Below are 14,732 nucleotides of genomic sequence, written 5' to 3'. Positions count from 1 at the left end.
AAAATGATCCTTTTCCTTGCACGTGTTATCTCATGGAACTTTTTAGCCAATTTATCGATATCGTTCTGCATCTCGATAAACATCTTGCCTTGCTACTCGCGCAGTACGGCACCTGGATTTATGTCATTCTTTTCGCCATTATCTTTTGCGAAACAGGCTTGGTGGTGACACCTTTTCTACCCGGCGATTCTTTGCTTTTTGTTGCCGGGGCGCTGGCCGCAACCAGTGGCGATGGCTTCAATATCACCACCGTGGCGCTGGTGCTCACGCTAGCCGCAGTGTTAGGAGACAACACCAATTACGGTATTGGACGGTGGGCCGGACGGCGCATACTGCATTGGGGGGAAAGCTCGCGTTTTTTCAACCGTAACGCGTACGACAAAACCCATGCCTTTTATGAAAAACACGGCGGCAAAACCATGCTGCTAGCGCGCTTCATCCCTTTAGTGCGCACATTCGCCCCCTTTGTTGCCGGGGCGGGCAACATGCATTACCCACGATTTTTTGTTTTTGATTTAGTCGGCGGCATTTTGTGGGTCTGCTCACTGACCCTGGCGGGTTACTGGTTTGGCAATCTGCCCTGGATCAAAGCTAATTTGTCGTTGGTGATTTTTGGCATCATTGGTTTATCACTGAGCCCTATGCTGCTTGCCTGGCTTCGCCATCGGTTGATGGCTAAAACGATATGAAAATGCTTGCAGGGTTGTTGCTGATCCCTACCCTGCTCACCGGTTGTGCTCAAATGGGCGAGACGGGCAACTCCATGTCCACCTTCGAACCTAAACAACTCGGTAAAAGCGATATTGACCGCGTAGCGGATATCCATCGACGAGAAGTTTTTTTGAGCCTTCGTGCGCTGACAGAGAAGCTCTATCGCCGTAATCCGCGCGAATGGAAAAAAAGTGGTTACGCCACGCTTGAAGCGACACTAGACCACCTGCTGGACCCGCGCACTGGCTGGCGTTTGCCTGAGCTTGGTCAAAAACAGGGCACGGAAGCCATATTGCTTGCGCTCTCAACAAATTATCAAGGTGACCGCGTGGCGGCTTTTATTGCCGGCACTGGCGGTATGCTCAATGTCGCCTTTGACGAGAAAACAGAATTTTTCATGTTTGATACACTAGAACCACAAAAACTTTATAACAGTGCCAGAAACCTCGAAATTGCGGCCTGGAAACTCGCCAATGCGCGCGATGCAGGCGGCAATCTACTGTTACTAACCAATGAAATGGCAGCCCAGCAACAACCCGCCAACCTGAGTTTTGAGCGCGAGCTTGGCAAAATGATCGGCAACCTGGATTTGCTATCTCACATAATTGCCGACAGAGAGCATCGAACCATCGTGCACGTAACGCACAGCCTTGCTACGGCGGTATTTTTACCCGTCCTCGCCATTAAATAGCCGTATCAAAAATTCACCCATCCAGTCGCGAAATTACTCGTCCATCTCAGTGAAGCCCTACGTCATTCTGATTTCGGGACAAGGCAGCAACATGCAGGCCTTGCTCGAAGACCAACTGCCTGGCCAATGCAGGGCGGTAATCAGCAATCGGCCAGAGGCTTCTGGTTTGGCTACTGCGGCGGCCTACGGTATCCCCACAAAAGTCATTGATCATCACGCATTTGCCAGCCGCGACGCGTTTGACATGGCGTTAGCCGATGAAATTGAAAGTTACACCCCCCAGCTGGTACTCCTGGCTGGGTTCATGCGCATTTTGAGCGACGCTTTCGTCGCGCGTTTCAGTGGCCGCATGCTGAACATTCACCCCTCGTTACTGCCCGCCTTTCCCGGCATCAAAACCCATGCCCAAGCCTTGGCCGCCAGCGTTAAAACCCACGGCTGCACAGTGCACTTCGTCACCCCGGCGTTGGATGGTGGGCCAATCATTGCGCAAGCAGCGGTTCCTGTTTTGCCAGACGATACGGAAGAAAGCCTGGCTGCGCGCGTGCTGGCAGAAGAACATCGGCTTTACCCGCGCGTTGCACGCTGGTTTCTCACAGGCCAGGTACATCTGATTGACGGCCGGGTAAAGTGCACCGCGCCCTTGGCTTCACTGGAATCCGCAATTCCTCGTCCAGCCAAGGATCGCTGATATGCCCTTCGCATTGGCACTCGTCGCCTCAGTCTTTCTGCATATTGCGGCATTGGTCAGCCCAGCGTGGGAACTGCCTGCGCTTGGCCATGAAGAGCCCGCTCCACGACTGGATGCTGTGCTCACGCCCGCTGCGCCTGATACCACCCGTGTTACGATTCGCCCTTCTCCTGTCGTCGCTGCCCCCCCGGCAACCTCAGCGCTCCCCCCGCCCAAGCCACACCGCGCCAACCCGCATCCCCGCGTGCTCGCTGTTCCGCCAGCCGCAGAGGCAACGGAATCGAGTTTACCTGCCGAGACCGCTGCTGCCACCGTATCACCAGCGCTCCCCGTAGGAAGTACCCTTGGGGTGCCGACTTTTGACGGACCGCCACCAGTTGAACCGACAGCCGCTGAACCCACCCCACTACCAGCTACCACCACCCCACCCTCTGCCGTGCCTGTCTCCTTGCCAAATAAAGGGCGCATGCGCTTTATCGTCACGCGGGGCGAAAACGGGTTAATCATCGGGCAATCCATCAACACATGGGCGCACGATGGCATTCACTACACCTTCACGAATATCACTGAAACTACTGGCCTGGCGGCACTGTTCAGGCCCGCCCGGATTGTTCAAGAAAGCCAGGGAGAAATTACCCCTGCGGGCTTACGCCCCCTGTCGTTCAGCAACGAGCGCAAGGGCAAAAAAGACACCGCTGATTTTGATTGGGCAGCGCATCTCATAACCTATGCTGACCGAATAGAGCCAGTAGCAGATGGCACGCAAGATATGCTGTCGATGTATTACCAACTAGCGTTACAGGTGGCTCTGGACCAACCCATGACCGCTATTGATCTATCCATTGCGACTGGACGCAAACTCGAGCGTTACCATTTTGAACTGATCGGCGAAGAAACACTGACCTATCAAGGCAGCGCACACGCCACACAACACCTGCGCACTAAAAATGGCGAGGACACCATCGATCTATGGATTGCCAAAACCGTGCACGGCCTGCCACTTAAAATTCGCTTTACCGACCACAAGGGCGACATCTTTGATCAGCTCGCAGACGACGCAAGCACTGAGAATACTCATGAATAAAAATAACCTGAAAACTCAAGATAGCTTCTCCCGTTCCCGCTTAAACTCAGGGCAGCCATCCAAGAAAACCGGGCAGCGGCCTAAACAAAATAGCGGCCCGGATAGTTCAAATCAAACAACCCCGGCAGAAGAAGGCTTAACCGCCGGGTTACTCAATACAGCAATAGAAGCCACCACCCAATTGCTGCAATTTTCACAACCGGCTGATGCGGCTCTATCGGCGTTTTTTCGCAGCAAAAAAAGCGGCGCACGCGATCGGGCCTTCATCGCAGAAACCGCCTACGCCATACTGCGCCGCAAACGCCTGCTCACACGCCTGGCCACGCTGATTCCTCCGCTCATCCCGACAAAAAAACAGCACGTTTCATCGCGTGAACTGGTTTTGCTGTCGTTATCTCGCCTGCGCGGCATGTCGCAACGACAACTAGAACCCGCCCTCCTGGAAGGTGAAGCCGAATGGCTCGCCGAAATTCGCCGTCAGCCAGACCCCACGCTCACGCTCGGCGAGCAACTTGATTTCCCTGATTGGCTAGCAGAACGTTTAAGCGCGCGTCTTCCCGCCGATCAATTGCTGGTGTTAGCGCGTGCTTTGAACACACCCGCCCCCCTTGATTTGCGGGTCAACACACTCAAAGCTACACGCGAGGCCGTGATGGCGCAATTATCAGCCGAAGGACTCATGCTCTTGCCCTGCCCTTATTCGCCCATTGGGCTGCGGCTCAAAAACCGGCCTTTCCTGCAAAAACACCCGCTTTTTCTTGATGGCTCAATCGAAGTGCAAGATGAAGGCTCGCAATTATTGGGCTATTTGCTAGCCCCTCGGCGCGGCGAAATGGTGGTGGATTTCTGTGCCGGTGCGGGCGGGAAAACTCTGCTGCTCGGTGCCATGATGCGTTCAACCGGCCGGCTGTATGCCATGGATGTGGCAGAAAAGCGCTTGGCTAAACTCAAACCACGCGTTGCCCGTGCGGGGTTATCGAATGTGCATCCGATTCTGATTGCCAGCGAAAACGATATTCGCGTTAAACGTCTCACCGGAAAAGTGGATCGCGTGCTGGTCGACGCCCCCTGCTCTGGCTTGGGGACTCTGCGCCGCAACCCGGACCTTAAATGGCGGCAAACACCGGAAAGCATAGCCGAACTCACTCAAAAACAAACCGCCATCCTGACCGCAGCAGCCCGTCTGCTCAAGCCCGGCGGCCGTCTGGTGTATGCCACCTGCAGCATTCTCAGCGAAGAGAACGAATCCATAGTGGACGCTTTTCTGGCAAGCCGTCCTGAGTTTTGCCGATTGTCCGCCACTGACATTTTGGCTGATCAAGGCATCCGGCTAGAGAACGGTGAAGACCTTCATCTCAGCCCGCCTATCCACAGCACCGACGGCTTTTACGCTGCCGTGTTACAGCGCCAGGAATGATCCGCTCAGGAAAACCGCTGGCGCTGGCCGCATTGATGCTGGCGCTGGCGTCGATAAGTATCGCAGTCAAGGCTGACGCCAAGGAAAGCACTGTCGCAGCCACGGGCTCCGTGGAAGCCTTATTCACCCCCTGGGATGATGCGGAAGGCGCCATCATTCGAGCACTGGCCGAGGCGCAACAGAGCATTCACGTGCAAGCCTATTTGCTCACCAGCCGATCGATAAGCCAAGCGCTCATCGCTGCCAAAGCCCGGGGGGTCACCGTAGCCATTCTGGCCGATCGGGAAATGGTCGAAAACGGAAAAAACTCGCAAGTTCCAACCTTGGCAGCGGCAGATATTCCTATTCGCCTGGAAACCCGATATGCCATTGCACACAATAAAATTATCCTGATTGATGCCTCGACGCCTCACGGTATTTTGATTACAGGGAGCTATAACTTTACCTGGTCCGCGCAAGCGCGCAATGCTGAAAACTTATTGATTCTGCGTGACAACCCAGCGCTACTGCAGCGCTATCTGAACAACTGGCAACGCCATCACGCCGAAGCCCAGCCCTTTGAAAAGGAAACCAAGGAAAATAAGGAAGCCCACCATGGCCATTGAACTCACTGCGTATTGGAATGACTTGATCAGTGATCTTAATCACCCCGATATCCTTTGGCAGCTCGCCACGTTAGCGATTTCGCTCTTGCTGGCTAAACTTGTCGAAGGCGTTGTACGTGAGCGGGTTGCCGCCCGCGCGACACCCGACCTGGGGCGCGCCAGGCAATGGGGTCGAGGCAGCCTGAAACGTGTCATTTTTCCCATAGCGGCGCTGGTATCAGTCATATTTTCACGCTGGCTGTTGCGGCCGGTGATGCACACGCATTTATTAACGCTGGCCCTGCCGCTACTAGGGTCGCTCGCAGTCATTCGACTGGTGTTTTATATTCTGCGGCATAGCTTTACGCATGCCACATGGCTGACAAGCTTTGAGCGTATTTTTGCCACCCTCGCGTGGAGCATCGTTGCCTTGCACATTCTGGGTGTGCTGCCAGATATGATCGATGCGCTGGAATCCATCACACTGCCTATTGGTAAAACACCGCTTTCTTTGTGGCAAATACTGCAAGGCCTGGTCACCGTTGCCGCAACCTTATTAATTGCCTTATGGCTTTCCAACGCGTTTGAATCCCGCTTGAATCGGGCGGCGGAGATGGATACCAACTTGCGCATTGTGCTCTCGCGCTTGCTGCGTGCCCTCTTGGCGCTCTTTGCCATCTTGATTGCGCTGCCTTTGGTTGGCATTGATCTCACCACGCTTTCGGTGTTTGGTGGCGCACTCGGTGTGGGTCTTGGCTTTGGCCTGCAAAAAATAGCCAGCAACTATGTTTCCGGGTTCATTATTCTGCTGGATAACTCCATTCGTATCGGCAATATCATTAGCGTGGGCAATGACCGGGGCCAGGTCACACGGATCACCACGCGCTTCACCGTTTTACGTAGCCTGACAGGTATCGAATCACTCGTGCCTAATGAATTACTGATCGGCTCGATCGTGCAAAACGAATCCTACAGCGACCGCCAAGTGCGCGTTGCGCTGCCAATACAAATAAGCTATGACAGCGATCTTGAACTCGCCATGCGTCTGCTAGTTGAAGCAGCGCAAGCTCACCCGCGTGTTCTGCCGCAACCTGAACCTGGCGTACTGCTCAAAGAGTTTGCCGATTCGGGCATCAACCTTGAGCTGGGCTGCTGGATTACTGACCCTGAAAATGGGCTAGGCATGTTGCGTTCAGACCTCAATCTTGCCATCTGGCACTCATTTAAACAGCAGGGCATCACAATTCCCTTTCCGCAACGAGAAATCCGTATCCTGGGAGAAAAAAATGGCTGAAACACGCCTGATTTACGGCTTTCATGCCATCACCGCTAAATTGCGCCACGCCGCTGCGGACGTTCAAGAAATCATCGTGGCCGAAGGCCGTCAGGATGGCCGTATGCGCGACTTGCTCACACTGGCTGAAGGGCTTGGTGTGCGTGTCACCTTATCTGACAACGCCCGTCTGGATGCCATGGCAGGCACGGTGGGCCGCAACACCACACATCAAGGCGTTGTCGCCCGTGTCGCAGCTCAAGCCCGACACATGACCCTTGACGATGTTCTTGAAAACTTGCACGAACCCGCTCTGTTACTGGTGCTTGACAGCATCACCGACCCGCATAACCTGGGCGCCTGTTTACGCGTTGCCGATGCTGCGGGCGCGCATGCGGTCATCGCACCTAAAGATAAAGCCTGCGGGCTGAATGCCACCGTCATCAAAGTAGCCAGTGGTGCGGCCGATACTGTGCCTTACATTGTGGTCACCAATCTCGCCCGCTCATTGCGCGAAATGCAAGAGCGTGAAATCTGGGTTATCGGTGCTGCAGGCCAAGCCTCGCGTGACATTTATGCGATCGAGCAAAAAGGCCCTATTGCGTGGGTACTGGGTGCTGAAGGCAGCGGCATGCGGCGTCTGACAAGGGAAACTTGTGACGAACTCGCCCGTATTCCCATGCACGGCAGTGTAGAAAGCTTGAATGTTTCCGTTTCTGCGGGCTTATGCCTGTTTGAAAGTCGACGTCAACGAGGGTAGCCTGTCGCGCAATCTACCATAGCTTCCACCAAGGTTCGGTGCGGTTCAGGCCGCGTGTGTAATACTCGCTCTTCGGGAAATTCTTGCGCATGATGCGCTCGGTATCGTCGCGCAGATCATTCGCGCCCAGCAAGTCATAGGCTTTCACCATGATGAAAAGGGCTTCTTCATTGGCGGGCGCATTGGGGTAGGTTTTAATGGACGCTTGCGCGCGATTAAGCGCCGCAACATAGGCGCCGCGCTTCATGTAATAACGCGCCACATGAACCTCATGCGAAGCCAGTGCATTGACCAGATAGTTCATGCGCAGCGTGGCATCCGGCGTATAGCGGCTCTTGGGATAACGCGTCACCAGGGTTTTGAACGCATCAAAAGAATCTGAAGCCGCCCCCGGGTCGCGCTCGGTGAGATCCTGGTTGCTCAAGCGGCCCAGCAGGCCAAGATCTTCATTGAAATTGGCGAGCCCTTTGAGGTAATACGCATAATCAACATTGGGATGATTCGGGTGCAAACGAATAAAGCGGTCACAGGCGGCTATCGCTGAAGCGGTTTCTTCTTTTTTGTAATACGCATAGGCAACTTCCAACTGTGCCTGCTGGGCATATTGCCCGTAAGGGAAACGCGATTCCAGTTTCTCGAAATACTTGATGCCTAAATCATAGCCGCCTTCGCTAATGGCTTCTTTAGCGGAAGTGTACAGTTTTTGAGCTGACCACTTGGCCGTTTCATCCACTTGATCAGGCAAAACACCGCATCCAGTGAGAAATAATCCGAGAAAAGTTGCGAGAAAGAATGCACCGATCAGGGCGGTTGAAGAGAGTGTTCGCCGGATTGCCGCTAAACTACGCATGATGAATGATGCCTCGCAAGAAATTCCGGCGGATTATAGCTCAAGCAAAACCGTGACCTCACCGCCCACGACACTGGCAATCCCCCGTGACTATGCCGGTATGCGGTTTGACGCCGCACTAGCCAAGCTCTATCCTGAACATTCGCGCAGCCGTTTGCAGGAATGGTTGAAAGCCGGCCTGATACAGCTGGATGGCAAGCCAGCGGCAGGCAAGAGCCATGTGCTGGGGGGGGAGCGGATAGATTTTTCGACGGACATGAGCGGCGTGTTGCAAACACACGAGCATGCTGCCGAAGACATTGCGCTGACCATCGTGTTTGAAGACGATGAGTTGATCGTGATCGACAAACTCGCAGGGCTGGTGGTGCATCCGGGCAATGGCAATGCCAGCGGCACCTTGCTCAATGCCTTGCTGCACCATGCGCCGCGACTGGCAGAGATACCGCGTGCAGGCATTGTGCATCGTCTGGACAAAGACACCAGCGGCTTGCTGGTCGTGGCAAAAACCCTCACTGCGCAAACCGATCTGGTGCGCCAGCTGCAGGCGCGCACCGTGCATCGCCATTATCTGGCCTTAGCACTCGGCGTGATCGAGCACGGCGGCACGATAGATGCGCCGCTGGGCCGCCATCCAGTGCATCGCACCAAAATGGCGGTGATGCGGGGCGTGAACAATCGTGGCAGAGAAGCACGAACGCACTATGTAGTGCGCGAGCGTTTTGCCAAAGCCACGCTGCTGGAATGTCGGCTGGAAACAGGGCGCACACATCAGATTCGCGTGCATCTCGCCTCGCGTGGGAATCCGCTGGCGGGCGATCCGGTCTATGGCAAGGCATGCAGCGGCAACGCGCGGATCGATGCCTTTCGGCGGCAGGCGCTGCATGCCTGGCGTTTGTCCCTGGTGCATCCGGTCAGCAAACTCGATGTGTCCTGGGAGTCACCCCTGCCTGCCGATTTTGCGCATTTGCTGAAAGAACTGCGTGGAGGAACTGCGCCATGAGTCATCTGATTATCCCTGACTGGCCCGCCCCTGCAGGCGTGCACGCGCTGGTCACCACGCGCCAAGGCGGCGCCAGCACGGGACCGTGGGTGAGTTTCAATCTGGCGTCACACGTGGGCGATGATGCCGCTGCGGTGTCCGCCAATCGTGCACAGTTGCGGCGCAGCTTACCCGCCGACCCGCCGTGGCTGATGCAGGTGCATGGCACGCGGTGTGTGGATGCGGCGTTAGCACCATCCGGCATCGAGGCCGATGCCAGCTTCACGCGACAGCGCGGTGTCGTCTGCGCCGTGCTCACGGCCGACTGCCTGCCCGTGTTGCTGTGTGATGACGACGCCAGCGTAGTCAGCGCCGTGCACGCAGGCTGGCGCGGGCTGGCCGATGGCGTGATCGAAACGAGTGTGGCGGCAATACAAACACCAGGAGAACGACTCATGGCCTGGCTCGGCCCGGCGATTGGCCCGACGGCGTTTGAAGTCGGCGCGGAGGTGCGCGATGTGTTTCTCGCACAGGATATGCAAGCAGCGCACGCCTTCACCCCGGTCGCGACAGACAAATGGCTGTGCGACATTTATCTTTTAGCCCGCCAGCGCCTGCAGGCATTGAATATCCGCCGTATCACCAGCGCCGACTTTCCTGGCTATTGCACCGTGCGCGACATTGATCGCTTCTACTCCTTCCGCCGCGATGGCATCACCGGCCGCATGGCAAGCTGCATCTGGCTGGAATAACTCGCCCGATGTCGCCCGCCCTCCCCTTTGCCGGCCTTGCGCCGGAGTGCATTCTTGATGCGCTGGAAAGTGTCGGCTTCCGTTGCGATGGCGGCTTGCTGGCGCTCAACAGTTATGAAAATCGCGTCTGGCAGATCGGCATTGAAGACAGCGCACCGCTGATCGTCAAGTTTTACCGGCCGGGGCGTTGGTCTGACGCGCAAATTGCCGAAGAACATGCGTTTGTCGCCACCATGCTGGAAGCCGAGCTGCCTGTCGTCGCACCTTTGGTCATCCATGGACAAACGCTGTTCACGCATGCCGACCCCAAAACAGATTCCATTTTTCGCTTCGCGGTGTATCCACGCCAAGGTGGCCGTGCACCGGAATTTTGCGAGCCGCAGGTGCTGCAATGGATGGGCCGCCTGATGGCGCGCATTCATCTGGTCGGCGAACGTGAGCCGTTTATTCACCGCGAAACGCTCGATATGCAAAGCTTCGGCATCGAACCGCGCGACTGGCTGCTGGCCAATCAGACGCTACCGCCGGAGTTGAAATCCGTCTGGCAGAGCGTGGCTGATCAGGCGCTGGACGGGGTGTGCCATTGCTTTTCACGCGCCGGTCAAGTGCAGCAACTCCGCTTGCATGGCGATTGCCATGTCGGTAATGTATTGTGGACGCCGGGCGAGCTCGATGAGCAGGGTGAGTCTGGCAAATCCGGCAGCCCGCAGGGTGGTCCTCATTTCGTCGACTTCGACGACGCCCGCATGGGGCCGGCGATGCAGGATTTATGGATGCTGTTGTCAGGCGATGCCGAAGACATGGGGCAGCAGTTTCGGCATGTGCTGACCGGCTATGAAATGTTCCGCGAATTCGATGACCGCGAGCTGCATCTGATCGAAGCCCTGCGTACCCTGCGCCTCTTGCATCATTCCGCCTGGCTGGCGCGGCGTTGGGACGACCCGGCATTTCCGGCCGCGTTCCCGTGGTTTGCGACCAACCGTTATTGGGAAGAGCGTATTCTTGAACTGCGCGAGCAAATCGCCCGCATGCAGGAACCGGCGCTAATCATGTCCAGAAACGGATTCAAACGATGAAAGGAAAATGACCATGCGTGAAGGTCAGGTGAACTGTCTCAGCACCGCAGGTTTCCACCACATGGCCTATGTTGAATGGGGCGATGCGCACAACCCCAGAGTGCTCATCTGCGTGCATGGCCTGACGCGCAACGGACGCGATTTTGATTTTCTGGCGCAAGCGTTAGAGGCTGACTACCGCGTGATCTGCCCCGACGTCGTGGGCCGTGGCAAGAGCGACTGGCTGGCTAACAAATCGCTTTACGTCATGCCCCAATACTGCGCCGACATGGTCACGCTGCTGGCCCGGCTGAACGTGGAAACCATCGATTGGCTCGGCACCTCGATGGGCGGACTGATCGGCATGGCGCTCGCCGCGCAGCCCGGCAATCCGATTCGACGGCTGGTGCTGAACGACGTCGGCCCCGTCGTCAGTGCGGTTTCATTAGCGCGCATTGGCGATTATCTCGGCACGCCGCCGCGCTTTGACAGCATCGAAGAAGCCGAAGCCTATGTGCGCAAAGTTTCTGCACCGTTTGGCCCGCTCACCGATACCCAATGGCGACACCTGACCGTGCATGCCGTGCGCGAAGCGAAAGATGGAAAAATCGAATTCGTCTATGACCCCGGCATCGCGCAAGCCTACCGCCAAGGGCAGCAACTCAGCGGCGGCAAGGATGTCGAGCTCTGGCCGCTGTTCGACGCCATCACCTGCCCCACCCTGCTGCTACGCGGTGAACAATCCGACCTGCTGACGCCGCAAACCGCGCAAGCCATGACCCAGCGCGGCCCGCACGCACAACTCATCGAAATTCCCGGCGTTGGCCATGCGCCGGTGCTGATGGACGATGCGCAAATCGCCCCGGTGCGGGATTTTCTGCTGCGTTAGTTCCCGGCCTGAATGTGAAGTTAAGGGGCACGCCGCTTTTTTGACGCGCCTGAGATGGTCCGACATTTCCTTCATCTGGGGCAGAAAATTGGGTTGCAGAAAATGGAAGAAAATGGGGTCAGACACAATATATAACTCATTAAAATTTATTAGTTAGTTAATTTAGTGACACTCCAAAATCACCGACAAAACCACCCTGCCTACGCCTGCAAAATTACTCGAACAGGCACATGGCAAGCTGCGGGTGAAACATTACAGTATTCGCACCGAGCAAGTTTATGTTGATTGGGTTAAACGCCATACCCGTTTTCATGACAAGCGCCAAAGACACTTGCCCTTGCTTTCCTTGCCAATATCCGCTAGCACGCGCGCATGGTCGGCTAGTTCGGCCTCGCTAGCGCGCAGCACCTTGAGCGGTGGCCGCTCGCTTATCCCGGTTGTCGTCATGCTGGCAGCTGGTGCGGCAAAATCCATGGTCAGTGAATTCTGACCGCGGGTCATGGCGAGATATACCTCGGCCAGCAGTTCGGCGTCGAGCAAGGCGCCGTGCAGCGTGCGGCTGGCGTTGTCTATGCCGAATTCGCTGCACAGTGCATTCAAGTTGTTTTTCTTCCCCGGCCGCATCTCACGCGCCATACGCAGGGTGTCTGTCACGCTGTGGCTGAGCTGCTCGATACGCTCTTTTTGCAGTAATGCAAGCTCGTTGTTCAAAAACCCCACGTCAAAGGCGGCATTGTGAATAATGATTTCAGCCCCGCGCACAAAATCCATGAACTCATCAACTATCTCTGCAAACTTTGGCTTATCCGCAAGAAACTCCGTGGTCAGCCCATGAATAGCCGTCGCCCCGGGAGGGACTTCCCGCTCGGGGTTGAGGTATCGATGAAAACGCACGCCGCTTAACTGACGACCGATCATTTCAACACAACCGATTTCAACGAGGCGATCGCCGGTGCGAAAGTCCAGGCCGGTGGTTTCTGTATCCAGAATAATTTTGCGCATGGGTTTATTTCCCCGCACGGACGAGTTCAACACCGCGCCGCGCCAGCGCGTCGGCGCGTTCGTTGTCGACGTGGCCGGCATGCCCTTTGACCCAGATCCATTCAATCGTATGCTGGCTTGCCAGTTGATCCAGCTCGCGCCACAGGTCGGCATTTTTCACCGGTTCCTTGCCAGCCGTTTTCCAGCCGCGCCGTTTCCAGTTGTGGATCCATTCGCTGATGCCTTTTTGCACATATTGCGAATCGGTATGCACACGCAAGGCGACAGGTTGTTTGAGCGCTTTTAACGCTTCGATCACCGCCATCATTTCCATGCGGTTATTGGTCGTTTGCGCTTCACCACCAAAAAGCTCTTTTTCTTCTTCATCCACACGCAAAATCGCGCCCCAGCCGCCGGGGCCAGGGTTTCCGCTACAAGCGCCATCGGTAAAAATATCTATCATTGATCTGCTTTCTCCACTTTTCGAGCGACGCTCACCAAGGCTTTGGCGCGTGCTTTGCGGTCTTGCCAGGCGGGCATGATAAGCCGCATGCCGTGCTGGCGTTTGACTGCCTGAACAATATACACAGCGCCCGCAATAGGCCACCAGCGGTCGCCTGCGGCTTCCATAAAGCGAAACCGATGCAGCCATTTTTCTTGCGTCACTGCCGGGGCATAACAGCCAAATGCACCGGTTTGCATTTCAAAACCCAGCAAAGTGAGCCAGTCTTTCAAGCGCGGTACACTAAGATAATTTCCGCGCCAAGGCGGAGCTGTCTTTTGTCGCGTGGTCTTGCGTTTCAATCCCCACAGGCTTAATGGGTTAAAACCGGTGATTATCACCTGCCCTTCAGGCACGAGCACGCGCTCAACCTCACGCAGTACTCGATGCGGATACGCATCGAACTCCAGCGTGTGCGGCAGCACGACAAGATCAAGACTATTGGTCGCAAATGGCAGATAATGGAGGTCAGCGAGTATTTCTGCGGAACCGGCATATCGCCCATCATCGCAACGAAAGCGCAGTGGCATGCGGTTGGTACGCAAGAAATCATGACGCGGCAGCGAGAGTTGCACGGCATTAAAGCCAAAAACATTGGTCACCAGCAGATCATGTTTTTTCTGCTCCCAGTCCAGCACATAACGGCCTGCCGGGGTTTCCAGCCACGCTTCAAGACCTTGAATTGACATTTTAATTAAGTGAAAGATGAAACCATGATTAAAAAATCGGCGGTTGAAATCATTGCCCTGCCAGCATTTACCGACAACTATATCTGGGTGCTGCGTCACGCGGGCCAGGTTGCTGTCGTCGACCCAGGTGATGCTACCCCTGTGCGCGAGTATTTGGCGCAAACAGGTGAGCGCTTATGCGCCGTGCTGGTCACGCATTATCACCCAGACCATATTGGCGGCATCGCGGAAATTATCGCCCATCACCCCGTGCCAGTGTACGGCCCTGCCAGCGAAAATATTGCCGAAGTTTCGCACTCTTTGCGCGGGGGTGAGCATATTCAATTACCTGAAATTGACTGTGAATTTGATGTCATTACCCTGCCCGGCCATACGCTAGGACATATCGCCTATTATGGCTCAGACATTGGTGAGGCGGGGGCGGTATTCTGCGGCGACACCTTGTTTGCCGCCGGTTGCGGGCGCCTGTTTGAAGGCACACCGGCGCAAATGTATGATTCGCTGAACAAACTCGCCGTGTTGCCAGCGCCGACTTTTGTGTATTGCACGCATGAGTACACCCAGGCCAATTTGCGCTTCGCCCTGGCAGTAGAGCCGGATAACCCGGCGATTCAACAACGTTGCAAAGACGTCGCGGCCATTCGCGCAGCCGGCCGTTTTACAGTGCCAACGCGCATTGATCTGGAACTGGAAACCAACCCCTTTTTGCGCTCAGACGCGCCCGCCGTGCGTGCCGCGGCGGCTGCGCGACTCGGTTACTCGCCACGTGATGCGGTGGAAACTTTTACCGCCATCCGCGAATGGAAGAACCATTTCTAGGCAAT

The 14,732-nt window shown here is 55.9% G+C and carries 17 protein-coding genes; 13 read left to right on the top strand and 4 right to left on the bottom strand.

What is annotated here, in order from left to right:
* The first annotated feature begins 32 nt into the window (after positions 1 to 32).
* Genes PG1C_RS07415 through rlmB form a run of 8 tightly spaced genes read left to right on the top strand, consistent with a single transcriptional unit; the run spans position 33 to position 7,211 of the window.
* Complete coding sequence (locus PG1C_RS07415) at positions 33 to 689, top strand: DedA family protein (protein WP_202634197.1); 657 nt, start codon at positions 33 to 35, stop codon at positions 687 to 689.
* Positions 686 to 1,402: a hypothetical protein gene (locus PG1C_RS07410; protein WP_202634196.1), complete on the top strand. Its 717-nt coding sequence runs from the start codon at positions 686 to 688 to the stop codon at positions 1,400 to 1,402. The genes PG1C_RS07415 and PG1C_RS07410 overlap by 4 nt, the downstream gene beginning before the upstream one ends.
* Positions 1,403 to 1,451: 49 nt before the next feature.
* Entirely contained in the window at positions 1,452 to 2,093 is a 642-nt protein-coding gene (gene purN / locus PG1C_RS07405) for a phosphoribosylglycinamide formyltransferase (protein ID WP_202634195.1), read from the top strand.
* Position 2,094: 1 nt separating this feature from the next.
* Entirely contained in the window at positions 2,095 to 3,177 is a 1,083-nt protein-coding gene (locus PG1C_RS07400) for a DUF3108 domain-containing protein (RefSeq protein WP_202634194.1), read from the top strand.
* On the top strand, positions 3,170 to 4,594 hold the full coding sequence (locus PG1C_RS07395; RefSeq protein ID WP_202634193.1) for an RsmB/NOP family class I SAM-dependent RNA methyltransferase: 1,425 nt from the start codon (positions 3,170 to 3,172) through the stop codon (positions 4,592 to 4,594). The genes PG1C_RS07400 and PG1C_RS07395 overlap by 8 nt, the downstream gene beginning before the upstream one ends.
* Positions 4,591 to 5,199 carry a phospholipase D family nuclease gene (locus PG1C_RS07390; protein WP_202634192.1) on the top strand — a complete coding sequence of 203 codons (609 nt, stop codon included), beginning with the start codon at positions 4,591 to 4,593 and terminating at the stop codon, positions 5,197 to 5,199. The genes PG1C_RS07395 and PG1C_RS07390 overlap by 4 nt, the downstream gene beginning before the upstream one ends.
* Complete coding sequence (locus PG1C_RS07385; RefSeq protein ID WP_202634191.1) at positions 5,189 to 6,472, top strand: mechanosensitive ion channel family protein; 1,284 nt, start codon at positions 5,189 to 5,191, stop codon at positions 6,470 to 6,472. The genes PG1C_RS07390 and PG1C_RS07385 overlap by 11 nt, the downstream gene beginning before the upstream one ends.
* The gene (gene rlmB / locus PG1C_RS07380; protein WP_202634190.1) at positions 6,465 to 7,211 is read left to right on the top strand and encodes a 23S rRNA (guanosine(2251)-2'-O)-methyltransferase RlmB; all 747 of its coding nucleotides are present in this window, start codon (positions 6,465 to 6,467) and stop codon (positions 7,209 to 7,211) included. Before PG1C_RS07385 ends, rlmB begins: the two co-directional genes overlap by 8 nt.
* Positions 7,212 to 7,224: 13 nt before the next feature.
* Here the strand turns inward: rlmB and PG1C_RS07375 are convergent, their stop codons facing one another.
* Positions 7,225 to 8,061, bottom strand: coding sequence for an outer membrane protein assembly factor BamD (locus tag PG1C_RS07375; RefSeq protein WP_202634189.1), 837 nt, complete (start codon positions 8,059 to 8,061; stop codon positions 7,225 to 7,227).
* On the opposite strand from PG1C_RS07375, the gene PG1C_RS07370 reads away from it, so the two are divergent.
* The 4 genes from PG1C_RS07370 to PG1C_RS07355 are packed head-to-tail and all read left to right on the top strand — an operon-like array spanning position 8,060 to position 11,736.
* Positions 8,060 to 9,061, top strand: a complete 1,002-nt coding sequence (locus tag PG1C_RS07370) for an RluA family pseudouridine synthase (RefSeq protein WP_348539336.1) — start codon at positions 8,060 to 8,062, stop codon at positions 9,059 to 9,061. The genes PG1C_RS07375 and PG1C_RS07370 overlap by 2 nt on opposite strands.
* Complete coding sequence (pgeF, locus tag PG1C_RS07365; RefSeq protein WP_202634188.1) at positions 9,058 to 9,792, top strand: peptidoglycan editing factor PgeF; 735 nt, start codon at positions 9,058 to 9,060, stop codon at positions 9,790 to 9,792. Before PG1C_RS07370 ends, pgeF begins: the two co-directional genes overlap by 4 nt.
* 8 nt (positions 9,793 to 9,800) lie before the next feature.
* A complete protein-coding gene (locus tag PG1C_RS07360) occupies positions 9,801 to 10,868 on the top strand; it encodes a serine/threonine protein kinase (RefSeq protein WP_202634187.1) in 1,068 nt (355 codons plus the stop codon).
* A gap of 13 nt (positions 10,869 to 10,881) precedes the next feature.
* Positions 10,882 to 11,736, top strand: coding sequence for an alpha/beta fold hydrolase (locus tag PG1C_RS07355; RefSeq protein WP_202634186.1), 855 nt, complete (start codon positions 10,882 to 10,884; stop codon positions 11,734 to 11,736).
* Between the two features lie 309 nt (positions 11,737 to 12,045).
* On the opposite strand, the gene dnaQ is transcribed toward PG1C_RS07355, so the two are convergent.
* From dnaQ to PG1C_RS07340, 3 genes are read right to left on the bottom strand one after another with little or no spacing between them, the layout of a single operon-like run.
* Positions 12,046 to 12,738, bottom strand: a complete 693-nt coding sequence (gene dnaQ, locus PG1C_RS07350) for a DNA polymerase III subunit epsilon (protein ID WP_202634185.1) — start codon at positions 12,736 to 12,738, stop codon at positions 12,046 to 12,048.
* A 4-nt stretch (positions 12,739 to 12,742) separates the two neighbouring features.
* Complete coding sequence (rnhA, locus tag PG1C_RS07345; protein ID WP_202634184.1) at positions 12,743 to 13,180, bottom strand: ribonuclease HI; 438 nt, start codon at positions 13,178 to 13,180, stop codon at positions 12,743 to 12,745.
* On the bottom strand, positions 13,177 to 13,908 hold the full coding sequence (locus PG1C_RS07340; protein ID WP_202634183.1) for a class I SAM-dependent methyltransferase: 732 nt from the start codon (positions 13,906 to 13,908) through the stop codon (positions 13,177 to 13,179). The genes rnhA and PG1C_RS07340 overlap by 4 nt, the downstream gene beginning before the upstream one ends.
* Before the next feature lie 24 nt (positions 13,909 to 13,932).
* Here PG1C_RS07340 and gloB point away from each other — a divergent pair, with 24 nt between their 5' ends.
* Positions 13,933 to 14,727 carry a hydroxyacylglutathione hydrolase gene (gloB, locus tag PG1C_RS07335; RefSeq protein WP_202636852.1) on the top strand — a complete coding sequence of 265 codons (795 nt, stop codon included), beginning with the start codon at positions 13,933 to 13,935 and terminating at the stop codon, positions 14,725 to 14,727.
* The last annotated feature ends 5 nt before the right edge of the window (positions 14,728 to 14,732 follow it).

The organism is Rugosibacter aromaticivorans (assembly GCF_000934545.1).
In the GTDB taxonomy this organism is placed as follows: domain Bacteria; phylum Pseudomonadota; class Gammaproteobacteria; order Burkholderiales; family Rhodocyclaceae; genus Rugosibacter; species Rugosibacter aromaticivorans.
Note: the sequence above shows the minus strand (reverse complement) of the source record. Positions and strands in the feature narration are given on the sequence as shown.

Bases quoted from the DNA above. Each gene is read 5' to 3' on its own strand.
- PG1C_RS07415 (WP_202634197.1), top strand. From the start codon at position 33: ATGGAACTTTTTAGCCAATTTATCGATATCGTTCTGCATCTCGATAAA.
- PG1C_RS07410 (WP_202634196.1), top strand. From the start codon at position 686: ATGAAAATGCTTGCAGGGTTGTTGCTGATCCCTACCCTGCTCACCGGT.
- PG1C_RS07400 (WP_202634194.1), top strand. From the start codon at position 2,095: ATGCCCTTCGCATTGGCACTCGTCGCCTCAGTCTTTCTGCATATTGCG.
- PG1C_RS07395 (WP_202634193.1), top strand. From the start codon at position 3,170: ATGAATAAAAATAACCTGAAAACTCAAGATAGCTTCTCCCGTTCCCGC.
- PG1C_RS07390 (WP_202634192.1), top strand. From the start codon at position 4,591: ATGATCCGCTCAGGAAAACCGCTGGCGCTGGCCGCATTGATGCTGGCG.
- PG1C_RS07385 (WP_202634191.1), top strand. From the start codon at position 5,189: ATGGCCATTGAACTCACTGCGTATTGGAATGACTTGATCAGTGATCTT.
- rlmB (WP_202634190.1), top strand. From the start codon at position 6,465: ATGGCTGAAACACGCCTGATTTACGGCTTTCATGCCATCACCGCTAAA.
- PG1C_RS07370 (WP_348539336.1), top strand. From the start codon at position 8,060: ATGATGAATGATGCCTCGCAAGAAATTCCGGCGGATTATAGCTCAAGC.
- PG1C_RS07375 (WP_202634189.1), bottom strand. From the start codon at position 8,061: ATGCGTAGTTTAGCGGCAATCCGGCGAACACTCTCTTCAACCGCCCTG.
- pgeF (WP_202634188.1), top strand. From the start codon at position 9,058: ATGAGTCATCTGATTATCCCTGACTGGCCCGCCCCTGCAGGCGTGCAC.
- PG1C_RS07360 (WP_202634187.1), top strand. From the start codon at position 9,801: ATGTCGCCCGCCCTCCCCTTTGCCGGCCTTGCGCCGGAGTGCATTCTT.
- PG1C_RS07355 (WP_202634186.1), top strand. From the start codon at position 10,882: ATGCGTGAAGGTCAGGTGAACTGTCTCAGCACCGCAGGTTTCCACCAC.
- dnaQ (WP_202634185.1), bottom strand. From the start codon at position 12,738: ATGCGCAAAATTATTCTGGATACAGAAACCACCGGCCTGGACTTTCGC.
- rnhA (WP_202634184.1), bottom strand. From the start codon at position 13,180: ATGATAGATATTTTTACCGATGGCGCTTGTAGCGGAAACCCTGGCCCC.
- PG1C_RS07340 (WP_202634183.1), bottom strand. From the start codon at position 13,908: ATGTCAATTCAAGGTCTTGAAGCGTGGCTGGAAACCCCGGCAGGCCGT.
- gloB (WP_202636852.1), top strand. From the start codon at position 13,933: ATGATTAAAAAATCGGCGGTTGAAATCATTGCCCTGCCAGCATTTACC.